This window comes from Alphaproteobacteria bacterium LSUCC0684 (genome assembly GCA_041228335.1).
Classification (GTDB): Bacteria; Pseudomonadota; Alphaproteobacteria; order Puniceispirillales; family UBA1172.
Genome location: CP166130.1, coordinates 404,382 through 420,743, shown reverse-complemented (window position 1 = coordinate 420,743; position 16,362 = coordinate 404,382). Strand labels below are relative to the sequence as shown.

Annotated in this window: 12 protein-coding genes and 1 tRNA gene; 6 read left to right on the top strand and 7 right to left on the bottom strand. The window is 50.8% G+C overall.

What is annotated here, in order from left to right; translation table 11 throughout:
• Together AB8880_02005 and AB8880_02000 are read left to right on the top strand one after the other, a co-directional pair.
• Complete coding sequence (locus AB8880_02005; protein XDZ67095.1) at positions 1 to 741, top strand: gamma-glutamyl-gamma-aminobutyrate hydrolase family protein; 741 nt, start codon at positions 1 to 3, stop codon at positions 739 to 741.
• A gap of 10 nt (positions 742 to 751) precedes the next feature.
• Complete coding sequence (locus AB8880_02000; protein XDZ66188.1) at positions 752 to 2,770, top strand: hydantoinase/oxoprolinase N-terminal domain-containing protein; 2,019 nt, start codon at positions 752 to 754, stop codon at positions 2,768 to 2,770.
• A 49-nt stretch (positions 2,771 to 2,819) separates the two neighbouring features.
• Here AB8880_02000 and AB8880_01995 read toward each other — a convergent pair.
• From AB8880_01995 to AB8880_01980, 4 genes are all read right to left on the bottom strand, one after another.
• Positions 2,820 to 2,896: transfer RNA gene (locus tag AB8880_01995), tRNA-Met, on the bottom strand.
• Between the two features lie 43 nt (positions 2,897 to 2,939).
• On the bottom strand, positions 2,940 to 4,970 hold the full coding sequence (gene rpoD, locus AB8880_01990) for an RNA polymerase sigma factor RpoD (GenBank protein XDZ66187.1): 2,031 nt from the start codon (positions 4,968 to 4,970) through the stop codon (positions 2,940 to 2,942).
• Between the two features lie 17 nt (positions 4,971 to 4,987).
• Complete coding sequence (gene dnaG / locus AB8880_01985; protein XDZ66186.1) at positions 4,988 to 6,685, bottom strand: DNA primase; 1,698 nt, start codon at positions 6,683 to 6,685, stop codon at positions 4,988 to 4,990.
• A gap of 126 nt (positions 6,686 to 6,811) precedes the next feature.
• Positions 6,812 to 7,270 carry a GatB/YqeY domain-containing protein gene (locus AB8880_01980; GenBank protein XDZ66185.1) on the bottom strand — a complete coding sequence of 153 codons (459 nt, stop codon included), beginning with the start codon at positions 7,268 to 7,270 and terminating at the stop codon, positions 6,812 to 6,814.
• Between the two features lie 187 nt (positions 7,271 to 7,457).
• On the opposite strand from AB8880_01980, the gene carA reads away from it, so the two are divergent.
• Genes carA through greA form a run of 3 tightly spaced genes read left to right on the top strand, consistent with a single transcriptional unit; the run spans position 7,458 to position 12,428 of the window.
• Positions 7,458 to 8,648, top strand: coding sequence for a glutamine-hydrolyzing carbamoyl-phosphate synthase small subunit (carA, locus tag AB8880_01975; protein ID XDZ66184.1), 1,191 nt, complete (start codon positions 7,458 to 7,460; stop codon positions 8,646 to 8,648).
• The gene (gene carB, locus AB8880_01970; protein ID XDZ66183.1) at positions 8,635 to 11,892 is read left to right on the top strand and encodes a carbamoyl-phosphate synthase large subunit; all 3,258 of its coding nucleotides are present in this window, start codon (positions 8,635 to 8,637) and stop codon (positions 11,890 to 11,892) included. Before carA ends, carB begins: the two co-directional genes overlap by 14 nt.
• Positions 11,893 to 11,948: 56 nt before the next feature.
• Complete coding sequence (greA, locus tag AB8880_01965; protein XDZ66182.1) at positions 11,949 to 12,428, top strand: transcription elongation factor GreA; 480 nt, start codon at positions 11,949 to 11,951, stop codon at positions 12,426 to 12,428.
• Positions 12,429 to 12,451: 23 nt separating this feature from the next.
• On the opposite strand, the gene AB8880_01960 is transcribed toward greA, so the two are convergent.
• Positions 12,452 to 12,937, bottom strand: coding sequence for an Lrp/AsnC family transcriptional regulator (locus tag AB8880_01960; protein XDZ66181.1), 486 nt, complete (start codon positions 12,935 to 12,937; stop codon positions 12,452 to 12,454).
• Between the two features lie 123 nt (positions 12,938 to 13,060).
• Between AB8880_01960 and AB8880_01955 the strand changes: the two genes are divergently transcribed.
• A complete protein-coding gene (locus AB8880_01955; protein XDZ66180.1) occupies positions 13,061 to 14,062 on the top strand; it encodes a mitochondrial fission ELM1 family protein in 1,002 nt (333 codons plus the stop codon).
• Positions 14,063 to 14,090: 28 nt separating this feature from the next.
• Here AB8880_01955 and msrP read toward each other — a convergent pair whose 3' ends face one another.
• Together msrP and AB8880_01945 are read right to left on the bottom strand one after the other, a co-directional pair.
• Positions 14,091 to 15,050, bottom strand: a complete 960-nt coding sequence (msrP, locus tag AB8880_01950; protein XDZ67094.1) for a protein-methionine-sulfoxide reductase catalytic subunit MsrP — start codon at positions 15,048 to 15,050, stop codon at positions 14,091 to 14,093.
• Positions 15,051 to 15,147: 97 nt separating this feature from the next.
• Positions 15,148 to 16,350, bottom strand: coding sequence for a pyridoxal phosphate-dependent aminotransferase (locus AB8880_01945; protein XDZ66179.1), 1,203 nt, complete (start codon positions 16,348 to 16,350; stop codon positions 15,148 to 15,150).
• Positions 16,351 to 16,362: the final 12 nt, after the last annotated feature.

Here is a 16,362-nt window from a genome sequence, read left to right as displayed (position 1 = left end):
ATGATCCGTCTATGCGTATTACAGGCCGGGGAAAACAACCCCAAGATTCCTGACGAAATTCCAAAATATGAAGAAATGTTCCGCACGCTGTTTGCTCCGGCTAGGGAACTCGAACTCAGTTTTGTTCAGGTGCGGCTCGGCAAATTCCCTGAAGATATCGATGCATGGGATGCCTATCTTGTTACCGGTAGTGCGGCAGGCGTCTACGACGATCTGGATTGGATTGCTCCACTGAAAAAACTTATTCGAGAAATCCACGCAAAAAGAAAACCACTGGTAGGGATATGTTTTGGGCATCAGATTATTGCCGAAGCCCTTGGCGGGAAAGCGATCAAGTCACCAAAGGGCTGGGGTGTCGGTGTCCGCAGCATGCCTATGCATAATGTCCCTTCTTACTTTGGTGATCAGAACGAATGCCTGACTTTGCTCTATATGCACCAGGATCAGGTGATAAAAGCCCCGGAAGGTGCTCAAGTTTTTGCCGGTGATGCGTTCTGCCCCATAGGCGGTTTCACCATAGGTGATACTGTTCTCTGCCTACAGGGGCATCCGGAATTCACACCAGAACTGGTGGGGGCAATACTGGATATCCGAAAAGACATCATCGCCAGCGACCGGATTACCGAAGGGCGGGAAAGTCTCCAGCTTCCGCATAATGGTCACCAGATTGGCATCGGCATCGCGCGTTTCATTTCAAAATCTGCCAGAGTTGAAACCTCGTCACCATCCATCCATGCCTGAGGCTTGATCCATGGTATACATACTCGGCCTAGATACCGGTGGCACTTTCACCGATGCGGCAATTATAGATGCTGAAACCGGAGCACTGGTAGCCAAAGCCAAATCGCCCACAACACGAGAGGACCTCTCCATCGGACTTGGTCAAGCGATCATGGCCGCGCTTGAAAAACTACCATCCGGCAAGAAAGGGGAGGTGAAGAGAGTTTGCCTCTCAACCACGCTTGCCACTAACGCTGTCGTAGAAGGAATGGGTGGAAGGGTCGGACTTGTCATGATCGGCTTTGATCAAAACGCACTCGGCCGGAACAATCTTGGAACGGTACTGGGATCCGATCCCGTCACCTGGATCGCCGGGGGGCACAAAACAGACGCAAGACCGCAATCGCCTCTGGATACAGCAGCATTACTTCGCTTTACTGAAAAATATGGCCGGGAAATCAGTGCCATTGCCATCGCCGGTCATTTTGCCGTCAGAAACCCGGAACATGAAATCGAGGCAAGACGGATACTGCGGGAAAAACTTGATCTTCCTGTCACTTGCTCTCATGAGCTGTCCTCCGCGCTAGGTGGGCCAAAACGTGCGCTCACTGCCTTGCTCAATGCCAGGCTGATCGATCTTCTTGATCGCCAGATTACCGCGACAGACGCAATCATGACTTCGGCGGGCCTGGCAGCTGAATTAATGGTTGTCAAAGGTGACGGGTCACTCATCAGCGCAGAATTTGCTCGTCTGCGACCTGTTGAAACTATTCTTTCCGGCCCTGCCGCCAGCCTTTCCGGTGCAGCTCATCTTGTTGGCCGCCGTGATGCACTTGTCGCCGACATTGGCGGGACTACAACAGACATAGCCGTCCTCGAAAATGGTTACCCCCGACTTTCCAAAAGCGGCGCCACCATTGGTGGCTGGTCTACCATGGTTGAGGCGGCGGCAATTCGAACCGGCGGGCTAGGTGGTGACAGTGAAGTTCGGCTTGTTGACCGAGGCACAAAGGGTGGCGTCCGGCTGGGACCTCGTCGCCTTGTGCCACTTGCTGTTCTGGCAAAAGATCATGACCGCGTTGAAGGATGGCTGGATGAGCAGCTCCTCAACCCTGTTCCTTCAGCGCTGGATGGACGATTTGTTTTTCCTCTATTTAGCGGGGAACCCCCATTATGGTTGACAAGGTCCGAGGCTACGATGGCGAGACTATGTGCAGAAAAAGGTCTTCAGCCAGTTGCAGATATAGCCCAGACTCGTCTTGCTCTCGGAGCGATTGACCGGCTGGTGGGACGGGGGCTTCTGGCCATGTCGGGCTTCACCCCGACAGATGCCGCGCTGATCCTTGGGCGTTTCGAAGGCATGGAAAGCGACGCCTCTTTCAAAGGGGCAGAACTGATGGCGCGCCAGAGGACCGGTAGTGGCGTTGCCCAGGCTGAAAACGCCGAAAGATTTGCCGTAATGGTCATGGAACGTCTTACCGTTCAATCCGCCCTTGCCCTTCTTGATGCCGCTTTTGCCCATCAGGACATGGGGGAAAGTGCAGCGAGCGGGAACATGATCCTTGAAGCGCTAATTGTTGATGCCGCAACCAACAAGGCCAAGAGAGATAAAGAACCTCTGGTCCGTACATCTATAGAACTTGAACGCCCACTAATTGCCCTTGGGGCTTCAGCGGCTTGCCATTACCCTCGCATAGCCGAAATACTTGGCGCTGAGTTGATTGTGCCGACAGATGCAGATGTTGCTGGTGCCGTTGGTGCTGCTGCAGGTTCCATCCGCCAGAGGGCGACCATCACCATAACCCAGCCAAGCGATGGCACCTTCCGTGTTCACCTAAACCAAGGGCCTCAGGACTTCCAGTCCATGGATGCGGCGTTGAACTTTGCGGAGGATGCGGCCCTGCAGGAAGCAGAAAAAAAAGCCGCGGCAGCCGGAGCAAAACAGATTAGCCTAAGTTCAGAACGTCAGGTGAACACCGTTCAACTCGGCGGAGACAAGACACTGTTTATAGAAGCGAAGATTCACGGTCTTGCCACGGGTAGTTACTAACGCATATGCCACAACTACCTGCCAATCCCCATAAAAATAAATAGGAAGATGGTGGGCCCGGAGGGACTTGAACCCCCAACAACACCGTTATGAGCGGTGCGTTCTAACCAATTGAACTACAGGCCCTCAACGCCAGAAGCGCTTTCCTAACGCATAGCAGGAAACGGGATCAGCTTTCAAGGAAACTACGCAGTTTTCTTGAACGAGAGGGATGTTTAAGCTTGCGAAGGGCTTTTGCCTCAATCTGGCGTATCCGTTCGCGTGTTACACTGAACTGCTGGCCAACCTCTTCGAGGGTATGATCCGTATTCATACCGATGCCAAATCGCATCCGGAGAACCCGCTCTTCCCTTGCGGTCAAGCTTGCCAGTACCCGGGTGGTTGTTTCCCTCAAATTCGAATGAATAGCGGCATCAAGAGGCTGAACCGCATTCTTGTCTTCGATAAAGTCACCGAGATGGCTATCTTCCTCATCTCCGACAGGCGTTTCAAGACTAATCGGCTCCTTTGCGATCTTGAGCACTTTCCGGACCTTGTCAATCGGCATGGAAAGTTTTTCCGCTAATTCTTCCGGGGTAGGTTCACGTCCTATTTCATGCAGCATATGCCTAGATGTACGGACAAGTTTGTTGATTGTCTCAATCATGTGGACGGGAATACGAATGGTCCTAGCCTGATCTGCAATCGATCGGGTTATTGCCTGACGTATCCACCAAGTGGCATAAGTTGAGAATTTGTATCCTCGCCGATATTCAAATTTGTCGACGGCTTTCATCAAGCCTATATTGCCTTCCTGAATCAAATCGAGAAACTGAAGGCCTCTGTTCGTATATTTCTTGGCAATTGAAATTACCAGCCTGAGATTGGCTTCAACCATTTCCTTCTTGGCGCGGGAAGCTTCGCGCTCGCCACGCTGGATCACTTGTGCAAGCTCTTTGAATTCGGCAACAGTCATGCCGACTTCTGACATCATCTGAATGATTGATTTGCGTATCTCGGCAATTTCATCACCATGCTTGGTCAGAAGCTTTTCCCAAGCACGGGTCGACGCATCTTCACCTGGCCAGGTTGTAACGATTTCCTTGCCTGTCCAATGAAGCAGAAATTGAGGACGCTTGATGCCACATTTTTCCGCCAGCCGAAGCATTTGCCCTTCAAGGGAGGATAAATGTCGGTTAAGCGTGAAAAGTTGTTCCATCAGCGCTTCAATCCGGTTGGCATTTAAAAGAATACCATCCATCTGCTCAATTAGCATGATCCGCAATTCATTATATCGCTGTTCGGTTTTAGCAGAAGGATTGCTGCCTCTCTTGATCGTGGCAAGACGGCGGTCCCGAAGCTGGCTCAATTCCTTGAAGGTCTCTGCCAAGACGTCGATCTTTCCAATCACGTCATCACGAACGGCTTCTTCCATTGCCGCAAGAGACATGCTCAGATCATCACCATCTGCATCAGCCTGATTGCTATCGCGGGTTGACTTGTTTTCTTCATCACCATCATCGTCAGTGTCTGTATCATCATCATCTTCGTCGTCGTCTTCATCGTCGATATCATGAGAGCCGCTTTCGATGACATCACCACTGCCCATGTTTTCAGGTAGTTCACCATCAAGGTCAGCATTTTCAGCTCGGTTGGAAAGCGCGAAGGTCGCATCAAGATCGATCAAGTCACGAAGTAGCACTTCTCCTGTATCGATCATGTCGCGCCATTGTAGTAAAGCACGGATAGTCAGGGGTGATTCGCAAATCCCGCCCATGAGCAGTTCTCGCCCAGCTTCGATTCGCTTGGCAATGGCAATCTCGCCTTCGCGTGTGAGCAATTCGACACTGCCCATCTCACGCAAATACATTCGCACCGGATCATCAGACCCCCGGGCATCATCACTGAGGTTGCCTGAACTTTTCTCCGTTTCTTCGTCGTCGGCCCCATCATCGCTTTCCGCACTATCAACAATATTGACACCGATCGAATTTAGTTCAGACATAAAGTCTTCAATCTGCTCTGAAGTCAACTCACCTTGAGGAAGAGCTTTGTTGAGCTCGTCATGAGTGATGTAACCACGTTCCTTGCCAACCGCCATAAGCGCCTGCATGGCTTCGGTGTTGCCATCAACCATTACACCATCAGATGCACCACTGTCGTTGGCTGCATCGGATGTCTTACTAGTGTCGTCTAGTTTTTTTTGTGCTTTTTGAGCCATCTTTAACTCGTCTCACATCAGCTTGGTTTTCGCAAATCAGCGTGCGATTTGCCAGATTGCACTTTCCGAACTTCCAGCTTTATCACTTCAGATAATCTTGCGCGGGCCTCATCGAGGCTTATTGCTGATGGATCAAATCGAACGCGCGCTTTTATTCCATCAAGCAAGGTATTCCCTCTGATATGTTCAAATCCATATTCACTTAAATGCTGACGAAGGACATTTTCGTCAAGGGTAGAATTCATTATTATAGCATTTATAACAGTTTGACGAAGTTTTTCCATCATTTCGTCATCAAATTTTAACATGCTGATCTGCTCGTAGAAATCCTGCACTAGAACGGGATGTTCGACCAGAAGGCTCAAGATTACGCGAGCTCTGGGATCTGACTGAAGCGTGGGACGCTTAGAAGAACGCATGGCGCGATACCCTGAAAATATAGCGTTTCCCCGACTTTCCTGTCGCATCTCTGCAATGCGGCGTTCAACCTCATCTCCCATGGATGCACGCATTTGCCCATTACCGATTTGGCGAATATGCTGGCGGATATCCTGCCAGAAGGCAGCGCGAGATGCTGGGTCATCAACCTTCCGCCCTTCAAGCAGGCCATTCCAGAGCCCATCCAGAAAGGAAATGGATCCGGCAATCAAGCCCTTGAAAGCATTGATACCCTCCTCGCGAAGAATGTCATCCGGATCGCGGCCGGGCGGTAACAATATCAGGCGAAAACTCTTGCCAGGCTCAAGCAGGGGAAGCGCGCGAATCAGGGCCTTAAGAGCAGCGCCTCGCCCGGCGTTATCCCCGTCAAAACATAGTTGCGGCTGTTCATCCATGCGCCAGAGAAGTTTGATTTGGTCTTCGGTGAGCGCCGTGCCAAGGGGAGCAACCGCCGCGGCTACTCCCGCCTGATGAATGGCGATAACATCCATATAGCCCTCGCAGACAACAAGCGGGAGGTTTTTTCGCGCTGCAACCCGGGCCAGATGCGCACCATAGAGCACCGCCTTTTTATGAAAAAGCTGGCTTTCCCCGGAATTGAGATATTTAGGTTGCTGATCATCACTCAAGGCACGTGCCCCGAAGGCAATGACCCGCCCCCTCATATCGCATATCGGGAACATGACCCTGTTCCTGAAATAGTCATAAATACGCTGATCCCGCTCAGATCGACGCGCAACCCCTGCTTCGATCATTGCTTCAGGGCTGTGACCAAATCTTGCCATAGCGTCCGTAAGTCCACGCGGCTTTGCATAACCCAACCTAAATTCGCGGATCATTTCCTCTCCAATGCCACGTCTTTCAAGATAAGCCTTGGCTGGATTGCCTTCTTCGGCAAGGGCTGACTGATACTGGCGAGCCGTCTCATCAAGGATAACCATCTGGCTGGTACGCTTTTCCGTATTCGCCGCTTCCTCGGGCGTTGATTGCGGCACCGCAAGTCCGGCCATATCCGCGAGAGTACGGACAGCCTCCATGAACCCAAGTCCTTCTTTTTCCCGTAAAAAAGAGATGGCATCACCGCTCACCCCACAACCGAAGCAGTGATAAAAACCTTCATCATCGCGAACATGAAAGGATGGTGTCTTCTCGTTATGGAAAGGGCATAGCCCGATAAGCCTATTTCCACGGCGGTTCAGCTTGACATGACGGCCTACGACGGAAGAAATCGTTGTTCTGCGACGAAGCTCATCCATGAAATGTTGTGGCAGTGCCATGGCATTACTTTCTTATCGCTCGCACAGGTATTAGACCATTTGATGCGTCCGCACAGAAAATCCAATTATGGCACGAAGTCTTCTCTTGGGCGAGAGAACAGCAAACATGCAAAAATAAATTTTGGACTATTCGCCCATGAGCGTGGATTTGATTATGGTGCTGGCGGCAGCAAAATCCATCTGCCCGGCGTAATTCTGCTTAAGAAAGCCCATCACCTTTCCCATATCTTTGATCGATTCGGCTCCGGTTTCCTCAATAGCGGACCGTATAGCCTTAGATACCGCATCATCATCCATCTGCTCGGGCATAAAGCTGCGGATAACGTTTATTTCTGCATCTTCAGCGGCAGCAAGCTCTTCGCGACCACCTTCTCGGTACATCTTTGCGGATTCCTTCCGTTGCTTGATCATGGTTTGAAGCATGGAGAGGATATCTTCATCACTGATGCCGTCTGTTTGGCCCTTGGACCGTGCAGCAATGTCACGATCCTTCAATGCAGCGGTAATCAGCCTTATGGTACCAAGCCTTTTGGTATCGCCCTCTTTGAGCGCATCTTTCATTGCGGTTTTCAACTGGTCTCGCATATTTGGCTCCGATACGATCATCACCTCAATTGAGGGCTCTTTTCTAGACCAGCCATTACAGGCCTTCAAGGTATATGTGATCTTTTTGAAAATTTACAACCAGACGGTCTTGACGCCACTATGAGGATACGCGTAGAAAGACCCCAAGTTTCGGGGCTTCACGATAAGCGGAAGCAGTAGGATACGAATGGCACAAACGGCACTCGACAGACTATCCAAACCCATTAACACCCCGACAGCATTATTGATTCTTGAAGACGGAACGATTTTCGAAGGTGCCGGATATGGTGCCGAAACTATCCATGTGGGCGAGGTGTGTTTCAACACTTCAATGACCGGATATCAGGAAATCATGACGGATCCATCCTATGCTGGACAGATCATCAACTTTACCTTTCCGCATATTGGCAATGTAGGCACCAACAGCATTGATGTTGAAACTGAAATACCTGCTGCGCTCGGCATGATCACCCGCGAACATCCCAGTAATCCGTCAAATTATCGGGCCGATTCATCACTTTCTGACTGGCTTCTTGAAAACGGGCTACCGGGGATCAGCGGTATTGATACTCGTGCCCTTACCCATAGAATTCGCGATAAAGGCGCACCAAACGGGGTTATTGCCGTGAACTTCAGCGGGAGTTTTGATCGTGATGCACTCTTGAAAATGGCACGCTCCTGGCCTGGCTTGAAGGGAATGGACCTGGCCCGCAGCGTTACTCGGGAATCGCACGAAAGCTGGGGTGAGAGTCTGTGGGACAAATCCACCGATACTTACCGGAAAGAAAGCGATACCTCTCTGAAGATCATTGCTCTTGATTATGGCTGCAAACACAACATCCTGCGCTGCCTTAAGGAAGAAGGCTGTTCGATAGAAGTCGTGCCGGCCACAACACGGGCAGAAGACATCATTGCCCTTGAGCCTGATGGTATATTTCTTTCAAACGGCCCTGGTGACCCCGCCGCTACTGCTACTTACGCTGCCGAAGAAATTCATCAATTGGCGGCCGCTGGCCTACCCATATTTGGCATATGTATTGGCCATCAGTTGATTGCTGAAGCCTTTGGAGCTTCAACGTTCAAGATGGAAAGAGGCCATCGCGGCGCCAACCACCCGGTAAAAGATCTCAGCACCGGGCGAATTGAGATCACAAGCCAGAACCACGGGTTTGCTGTTGACCCCGGAAGCCTGCCATCTCACCTCGAAGTGACGCATATTTCGCTTTTTGACGGCAGTATTGAAGGTCTTCGCCATAGAGAACTTCCGGTTTTTTCGGTGCAATATCATCCGGAATCCTCTCCGGGTCCACACGATTCCCGGTATCTCTTTCGCCGCTTTACCGATATGGTCAAAAGGATAGCCCATGCCGCGTCGTGATGATATTTCCTCTATCATGATCATTGGCGCCGGACCAATTATCATCGGCCAGGCCTGTGAGTTTGATTATTCAGGAGCCCAAGCATGCAAGGCTCTACGCGAAGAAGGGTATCGTGTCATTCTGGTAAATTCCAACCCGGCGACAATCATGACCGATCCGGGTATGGCAGATGCAACTTATATTGAACCCATCACCCCTGATACTGTTGCCAGAATTATCGAACAAGAAAAGCCTGATGTATTATTGCCAACCATGGGTGGGCAAACAGCGCTGAATACGGCTCTCGCCCTTGCCAAGGACGGCACGCTGGAGAAACTTGGGGTTGAGTTGATAGGCGCCAGCATTGCCGCAATTGAAAAAGCAGAAGATCGCCAACTGTTCCGATCAGCCATGGACAAGATCGGCCTTGAAAGTCCACGTTCACGTTTGGTCAACACCTTCGAAACTGCTCTTGAGGCTCTTGAATATGTTGGCCTTCCGGCCATTATCAGGCCATCTTTCACCCTTGGCGGTGAAGGTGGCGGCATCGCCTATAATACAAAAGAGTTCGAGGATATCGTTACCGGTGGCCTCCGTCTTTCTCCAGTCCATGAAGTGCTGATTGAAGAATCGGTGCTGGGATGGAAAGAATATGAGATGGAAGTGGTCCGTGACAGAGCGGATAATTGCATCATAATCTGCTCGATTGAAAACATTGACCCGATGGGTGTTCATACCGGCGACAGCATGACCGTCGCGCCAGCCCTGACCTTGACCGATAAAGAATATCAGGAAATGCGCCAGGCATCGATTGCCGTCCTGCGGGAAATCGGTGTTGATACGGGTGGATCAAACGTCCAATTTGCGGTCTGCCCCAGAACTGGCCGACAGTTGGTCATTGAAATGAACCCTCGGGTGAGCCGCTCTTCTGCCCTTGCGTCAAAGGCGACCGGTTTCCCCATTGCCAAGGTTGCAGCAAAACTGGCGGTGGGTTATACGCTGGATGAACTTGATAACGACATCACCAATGGCGCAACGCCAGCTAGTTTTGAGCCAACCATCGATTATGTTGTAACCAAGATTCCGCGCTTTACCTTTGAAAAGTTCCCTGGCGCGGAAACGCGGCTAAGCACGTCGATGAAATCCGTTGGCGAAACCATGGCCGTCGGCAGGTCATTTCAGGAATCCTTTCAGAAAGCACTGAGATCTCTTGAAACAGGTTTGACCGGGCTTAACCCGGTATCCTTGCCAGCGCTTGATGATGGGGCGAATTTGAATGATGCGATTGCTGGCTGGCTGGGTGAGCAGGTTCCTGACCGCTTGCGGCGGATCGTGGCTGTGCTGGCCAAAGGATACACTGTTGATGATGTTGCCGCCTGGACGCATTGGGATCGCTGGTTTCTGGATCAGATTGCCGAACTTGTTGAACTGGAACAAAACTTACAGGATCAGGGCCTGCCGGATGATCCGGCCACGCTTAGGCTACTGAAATCCAAGGGCTTCAGCGATGCCCGCCTCGCCGAATTGACCGGCCTTTCGGAAAGTGAGATTCGCACCCAGCGCAACACTGCCGGCATCCATCCTGTCTATAAGAGGATTGATACCTGCGCGGCGGAATTTGCCTCCGAAACTGCCTACATGTACTCCACCTATGAAGCCACTTCTGGCCGGACCTGTGAGTCCCGTCCCTCAAGCCGTGAGAAGGTTGTAATTCTTGGTGGAGGCCCTAACCGGATCGGACAGGGAATCGAATTTGATTATTGCTGTGTTCATGCCGCCTACGCCCTCAGGGATGCGGGCTATGAAACGATTATGATCAATTGCAATCCGGAAACCGTTTCCACTGATTATGATACTTCTGACCGGCTTTATTTTGAACCCCTGACCGCCGAAGACGTGATTGAAGTAATCAATGCTGAAATGAAAAACGGCACGGTAAAAGGGGTTATCGTTCAACTTGGTGGCCAGACCCCACTAAAAATTTCTGCGGCTCTTGAAGCGGCGGAAATTCCGATACTTGGCACCAGCCCGGATGCTATCGATCTTGCAGAAGACCGGGAACGTTTCCAGCAACTCATCCATAAACTGTCGCTGAAGCAACCACGGAACGGCATCGCCCATTCCCCGGAAGAGGCTCGAGCCATTGTTGAAGACGTCGGTTTGCCTGTGGTTATCAGGCCATCCTACGTTCTGGGCGGAAGGGCCATGGAAGTTGTTCATGCAATGTCGGATCTTGAACGTTACATGAAAGAGGCGGTCGTAGTTTCCGGTGAAAACCCTGTACTTATCGATGGCTTTCTTAGTCATGCAACCGAAGTGGATGTGGATGCGCTTGCAGATGGGAGTGATGTATTCATCGGCGGCATCATGGAGCATATCGAAGAGGCAGGCATTCATTCCGGGGATAGCGCCTGTTCACTCCCCCCTCAGAATTTATCCCAGAATGTGATCTCGGAAATACGTTCGCAGACAAAGGAACTGGCTAAAGCTCTCGGTGTGATTGGCTTGATGAATGTACAATACGCAATCAAGGATGATGAAGTTTTTCTTCTCGAAGTTAATCCCCGTGGATCAAGAACAGTCCCTTTTGTGGCAAAGGCAACAGGAATTCCACTTGCCAAGGTGGCCGCACGAATCATGGCCGGGGAGAAAATTGCCGATCTCAACCTGCAGGAACAGAAACTGAACCATGTCGCGGTCAAGGAAGCTGTGTTCCCCTTCTCGCGGTTCCCGGGCGTTGATATCTTCCTGGGCCCGGAAATGAAATCCACCGGTGAGGTTATGGGTATAGGGCCAGATTTCGCCCATGCCTTTACCAAAAGTCAGCTTGGGGCAAATGTGAATCTTCCGCTTGAAGGTAATGTCTTTATTTCCGTAAAGGACGAAGACAAACCTGCAATGATTTCGATCTGTCGCGATTTGAAGAAAATTGGTTTCAATCTGATCGCAACTTCCGGAACTGCTCAGGCACTCAATGCCGCCGGCATTGAGACCGAAACCGTGAATAAAGTCATGCAGGGCCGCCCTCATGCGGTGGACTATATGGTAGATGGAAAGATTGATCTTGTCTTTAACACTGCCCATGGCGCGGCGGCTATACGCGACAGCTTTTCCCTTCGCCAGACAGCCTTGAGCAATTCCATCCCCTATTACACGACGGTACCGGAAGCCAGGGCATCGGTGATCGCGATCCGGACCATGCAAAGCGGTAAACTTGCTGTTCGCTCAATACAGAACTATCTTTCCTCAAACAAAAAACACTAGATTCTCCCAAGTTTCTACGGTTAACATCTTCTTCGAGTAAACGAAGAGTTAGAACGATGGAAAAGATTCCCTTTACGCATTCAGGCCTTGAAGTTATCAAGGCTGAGTTGTCAAAACTTAAAAGCGAAGATCGCCCTCAGGTTATCAAGGCGATTGCCGAAGCTCGGGAACATGGTGATCTTTCCGAGAATGCTGAATATCACGCCGCCCGAGACCGCCAGTCCTTCATAGAAGGTCGTGTGGCCGAGCTTGAAGACGTGATCAGCCGGGCTGAAGTGATTGATCCTTCCAAACTCTCAGGTGAGACCGTGACTTTTGGCACTCGTGTGGTAGTTGCTGATGAGGAAACCGATCAGGAAAGCACCTATTCCATTGTTGGTCCCTATGAAGCGGATTTGTCCAAAGGGCTTATCTCGACCTCTTCACCCATTGCCAAAGGATTGATTGGCAAACGTATAGGGGACAGTGCTGAAGTTCGCACCCCCGGCGGCATCAAATCCTATGAAGTGGTAAAGATCTCTGTTCTCAAGTCCTGACACTGGAAAACTGGCTTGGCGAACTATTCCTTGCCTATAGAAATAGGAACGCCAGGTTCATCCTTGGTTGAACGTATGGCCAGGGCTGTTTTCACATGACTCACATTCTTGGCTGGAGTCAGTTTACTGGTAAGAAACCGCTGAAAGTCATCCCAGTCATGCGCAACGATCTTAAGCAGAAAATCTGTCTCCCCTACAAGCATATGGCATTCCCGAACCTCAGGCCATTCAGCCACCAGTTTCTCAAAAGCCTGCAGGTCAGTTTCCGCTTGAGACAGAAGTCCTACAAAGGCAAAGACAATAACGGAATATCCAAGTGCTTCTGGCTGAATATCAGCATGATATCCCCGGATGATTTCAGCATCTTCAAGCGCCCGAACACGCCGCAGGCATGGTGGAGCCGAAATCCCGATCCGTTTGGCCAGATCGACATTGGTCATTCGGCCGTTTTCCTGAAGGTCCTTAAGAATACGACGATCAACTTCATCAAGCTTTACACGGGTGGCCATGGTCTTCAGGTCAAATCCTTTCCATCATGCGCTGGCATGCATTTTGGTACATAGGTATATATAAGATGATCATATAGACGAAAGTTTATTACAATATTTCAATTCAGGATATATTTTTATTCCATGGCACCCGCTTTATCCACAACCCGGAACCTGGCACAAGCCCGAACCTGCTGGGTAGTCAGCGACGGAACAAAAGGGATGGAAGTCCAGTCTATTGGCCTCGCCAAAGCGATGGGGCTGGAAATGAAGTACATCCGAATAACTCTCCCTTGGCTGCTCAGGCGACTGCCACGCCTTGCCCTTCTTCCGCGCTGGCCAATGCCTGATGATCTTCTTTTTGCAGCACGAGATGGATGGCCTGATCTTGTGATAACAACCGGCCATCGCATGGCAGGACTTTCGATACTGATACGTCGCAATGCAAAAGGACGAACGCAATCCATCCATATACAGGACCCCCGCTTGCCTGCCACGAAGTTCGATTACCTGATTGTTCCTTCGCATGATCGTATCCGCAGTAAAAATGTTATCATCACTACCGGTTCACTTAATGCCCTGACACCAGAAGTGATCAAGGAAGCCGGGACAACTCTTTCTTCAGATATCGCATCTCTGCCAAAGCCGATTTTTGTTGTCATGACCGGAGGTAGCAACCACCGCTATCGCGTGAGAAGGCCGGACTACTATGACCTGGGCAAATTCATGGCATTGGTTGCGTGTAAAAGAGGGGGAAGCCTTGCCTTTGTGCTTTCACGACGTAGCCAGGATGATGCCGGAGATGCCATCAAGCAAGGGGCTGGCAGTATACCTGCAGATATCCCGATATATATATGGAATGGAGAAGACCCCAACCCCTATCCCGGTATTCTTGATCTGGCTGATGCTGTTATCGTTACCAGTGATTCGGTTAACATGACTTCTGAAGCCTGCCTTACAGGAAAATCTGTCTATACCTATGCTTTCAGGGAGGAAACTGGCCGTATTTCCAAGTTTCACAAGATTATGCAGACCAGTGGCTACACGTCCCCTCTAGAACAACTGCTTGAAGGTGAATTCACCGAAAACAACGGGCGAATTCTTGACGAAACCGCGAGGGTTGCGGCACTCCTGCGCGGCAGGTAATGCAATCAGAACAAAGAATTCCCCCAGTCTAGAAGAATAATGTCCGATCTTGAGGCATGGCCGCATAGAGGGATTCGACCCATGCACCATAGCCATTATATTTCAGGGTATCACGTCGCTCGTTTGTCCCAAGCATGCGTTCAGTTTTCTGGGACCAGCGCGGGTGATTGTATTCAGGATTAACATTGGCCCAGAAACCATATTCACTAGCCTGAAGGTCCTGCCAGAAACTCACCGGTTGCTTATCCGTGAAAGTGATTCGGCGGATCGACTTGATCGACTTGAACCCATATTTCCATGGCAGTACGAGACGGATTGGCGCACCGTTCTGCTTTGGCATGGCCTTGCCATAGAGGCCTGTTGCCAGAAAAGTGAGAGGGTTTGTTGCCTCAGCCAAGGTGATTCCCTCAACATATGGCCAAGGATACCAGCTTTGCCGTTGTCCAGGTGCGATGGATGTGTCTTTGAACGTCTCAAATCGGAGGTATTTTGCCCCTGCATCCGGCCGGGCAAATCTTACCAGACGTTCAAGTGGAATACCTGTCCATGGAACGGCCATGGCCCATGCTTCAACACAGCGGTGGCGGTATAATCTCTCTTCCTGCCCACCAAGCTTTTCCACCAGATCAGTAGCATCAATAGTGATGGTTTCTTCCACCATCCCATCTATGGTGACTGCCCAAGGATCGGTTTCAAGTTTCTGTGCTTTGCGCCAGATATTCTTTGATGACCCGAATTCATAGAAATTCGTATAGGTCGTGGCTTCTTCCTCATCCGTTAATGGTCGGTCCAGGGTGAAGTCAGGATTGCGTGATGCTGGAAAACCGGAAATTGCAGCTAGGGCTGTTTGGGGTATGACTCCAGCACCCAACACAACTCCAGCACCCAACCCCATACCAGCCAGCAATGATCGCCGATTCAGATAGAAATCTTCCGGGGTAATGTCGTTTTCGCTAAGCGACCAGGGTCGATAGGGCTTGATCAGCATCATCTTATCTCCGGAATTGTTTTAGTACAGAGATGGGTAATGCCTAAATATGGGCAGAATGTGGTAAATGAGAACCCTTCTAATCACATTTTCGTGATCAGATCAGCTTCTCCACCGATGTTTTGATCCGTCCGCAGGCATCTTCCAGTGCCGCTGTACTGGTAGCGTAGGAAATGCGGAAATGCGGCTCAAGTCCGAAAGCCACACCTTGCACCGCAGCAACGCCCCCGTCCTCAAGAAGCCAGGTGACGAGATCGCTGTCATTGGTGATGGCATTACCATCAGGGCGCTTGCGGCCGATCAGCCCTTCAATCGACGGAAAGACATAGAATGCACCATCCGGGTCAGGGCAGGAGATCCCCTCAATATTGTTGAGTGCGTCCACCACCAGTTGACGTCGGCTATCAAAAGCCTTGAGGTTGTCAGACATGAAATCCAAAGGTCCGTTGAGCGCGGCCACTGCGGCATACTGGGCAATCGAATTCGGACTTGAGGTCGACTGGGACTGTAATTTCGCCATGGCCTTGATGAGAGCCTGTGGGCCTGTCGCGTATCCGATGCGCCATCCCGTCATGCAGTAAGCTTTGGAAACTCCATTCAGCGTAAGAGTTCTGTCCTGCAAGTCTGGTGCAACTTCGGCCATTGTTGTGAATACGAACCCATTATAGACGAGATGCTCATACATATCATCCGTCAGGACATGCACATGCTCATGGCGCCGCAAGACATCAGCCAGCGCTTTCAATTCTTCTGCCGAATATCCTGCACCGGATGGGTTGGATGGGCTGTTCAGGATAACCCATTTCGTTTTCGGGGTAATTGCCGCTTCCAGTTGATCTGGAGTAAGCTTGAAACTGGCAGAAGCCGGACAGGCCACCATCACAGGCAAACCACCGGCAAGCAAAACCATATCCGGATATGAAACCCAATACGGCGCCGGAATAATAACTTCGTCTTCAGGGTTAAGCGTCACCATCAAGGCATTATAAAGCACCTGTTTTCCACCTGTGCCCACGGAAACCTCAGCCGCCGTGCAGGTGATATTGTTTTCACGCTTGAACTTGGCAACAATTGCTTCCTTCAGTTCAGGGATACCATCGACAGCCGTGTATTTGGTCTTGCCATCGGCAATCGCCTTTCGGGCAGCTTCCTTGACATGCTCCGGGGTATCGAAATCGGGCTCACCTGCTCCAAGGCCAATAACATCACGTCCGGCAGCCTTTAGTTCTGCGGCCTTGGTGGATACAGCAATTGTGGGAGAAGGCTTGATAACAGAAAGGCGGTCAGCAATCAGCGCCATGGTTTTTTCCTT

What these genes read in the sequence shown, in the direction of transcription:
- msrP (XDZ67094.1), bottom strand. Translation starts at nt 15,050, where the DNA reads ATGCTGATCAAGCCCTATCGACCCTGGTCGCTTAGCGAAAACGACATT.
- dnaG (XDZ66186.1), bottom strand. Translation starts at nt 6,685, where the DNA reads ATGGCACTGCCACAACATTTCATGGATGAGCTTCGTCGCAGAACAACG.
- AB8880_01955 (XDZ66180.1), top strand. Translation starts at nt 13,061, where the DNA reads ATGGCACCCGCTTTATCCACAACCCGGAACCTGGCACAAGCCCGAACC.
- carA (XDZ66184.1), top strand. Translation starts at nt 7,458, where the DNA reads ATGGCACAAACGGCACTCGACAGACTATCCAAACCCATTAACACCCCG.
- rpoD (XDZ66187.1), bottom strand. Translation starts at nt 4,970, where the DNA reads ATGGCTCAAAAAGCACAAAAAAAACTAGACGACACTAGTAAGACATCC.
- AB8880_01945 (XDZ66179.1), bottom strand. Translation starts at nt 16,350, where the DNA reads ATGGCGCTGATTGCTGACCGCCTTTCTGTTATCAAGCCTTCTCCCACA.
- carB (XDZ66183.1), top strand. Translation starts at nt 8,635, where the DNA reads ATGCCGCGTCGTGATGATATTTCCTCTATCATGATCATTGGCGCCGGA.
- AB8880_01960 (XDZ66181.1), bottom strand. Translation starts at nt 12,937, where the DNA reads ATGGCCACCCGTGTAAAGCTTGATGAAGTTGATCGTCGTATTCTTAAG.
- AB8880_01980 (XDZ66185.1), bottom strand. Translation starts at nt 7,270, where the DNA reads ATGCGAGACCAGTTGAAAACCGCAATGAAAGATGCGCTCAAAGAGGGC.
- greA (XDZ66182.1), top strand. Translation starts at nt 11,949, where the DNA reads ATGGAAAAGATTCCCTTTACGCATTCAGGCCTTGAAGTTATCAAGGCT.
- AB8880_02005 (XDZ67095.1), top strand. Translation starts at nt 1, where the DNA reads ATGATCCGTCTATGCGTATTACAGGCCGGGGAAAACAACCCCAAGATT.
- AB8880_02000 (XDZ66188.1), top strand. Translation starts at nt 752, where the DNA reads ATGGTATACATACTCGGCCTAGATACCGGTGGCACTTTCACCGATGCG.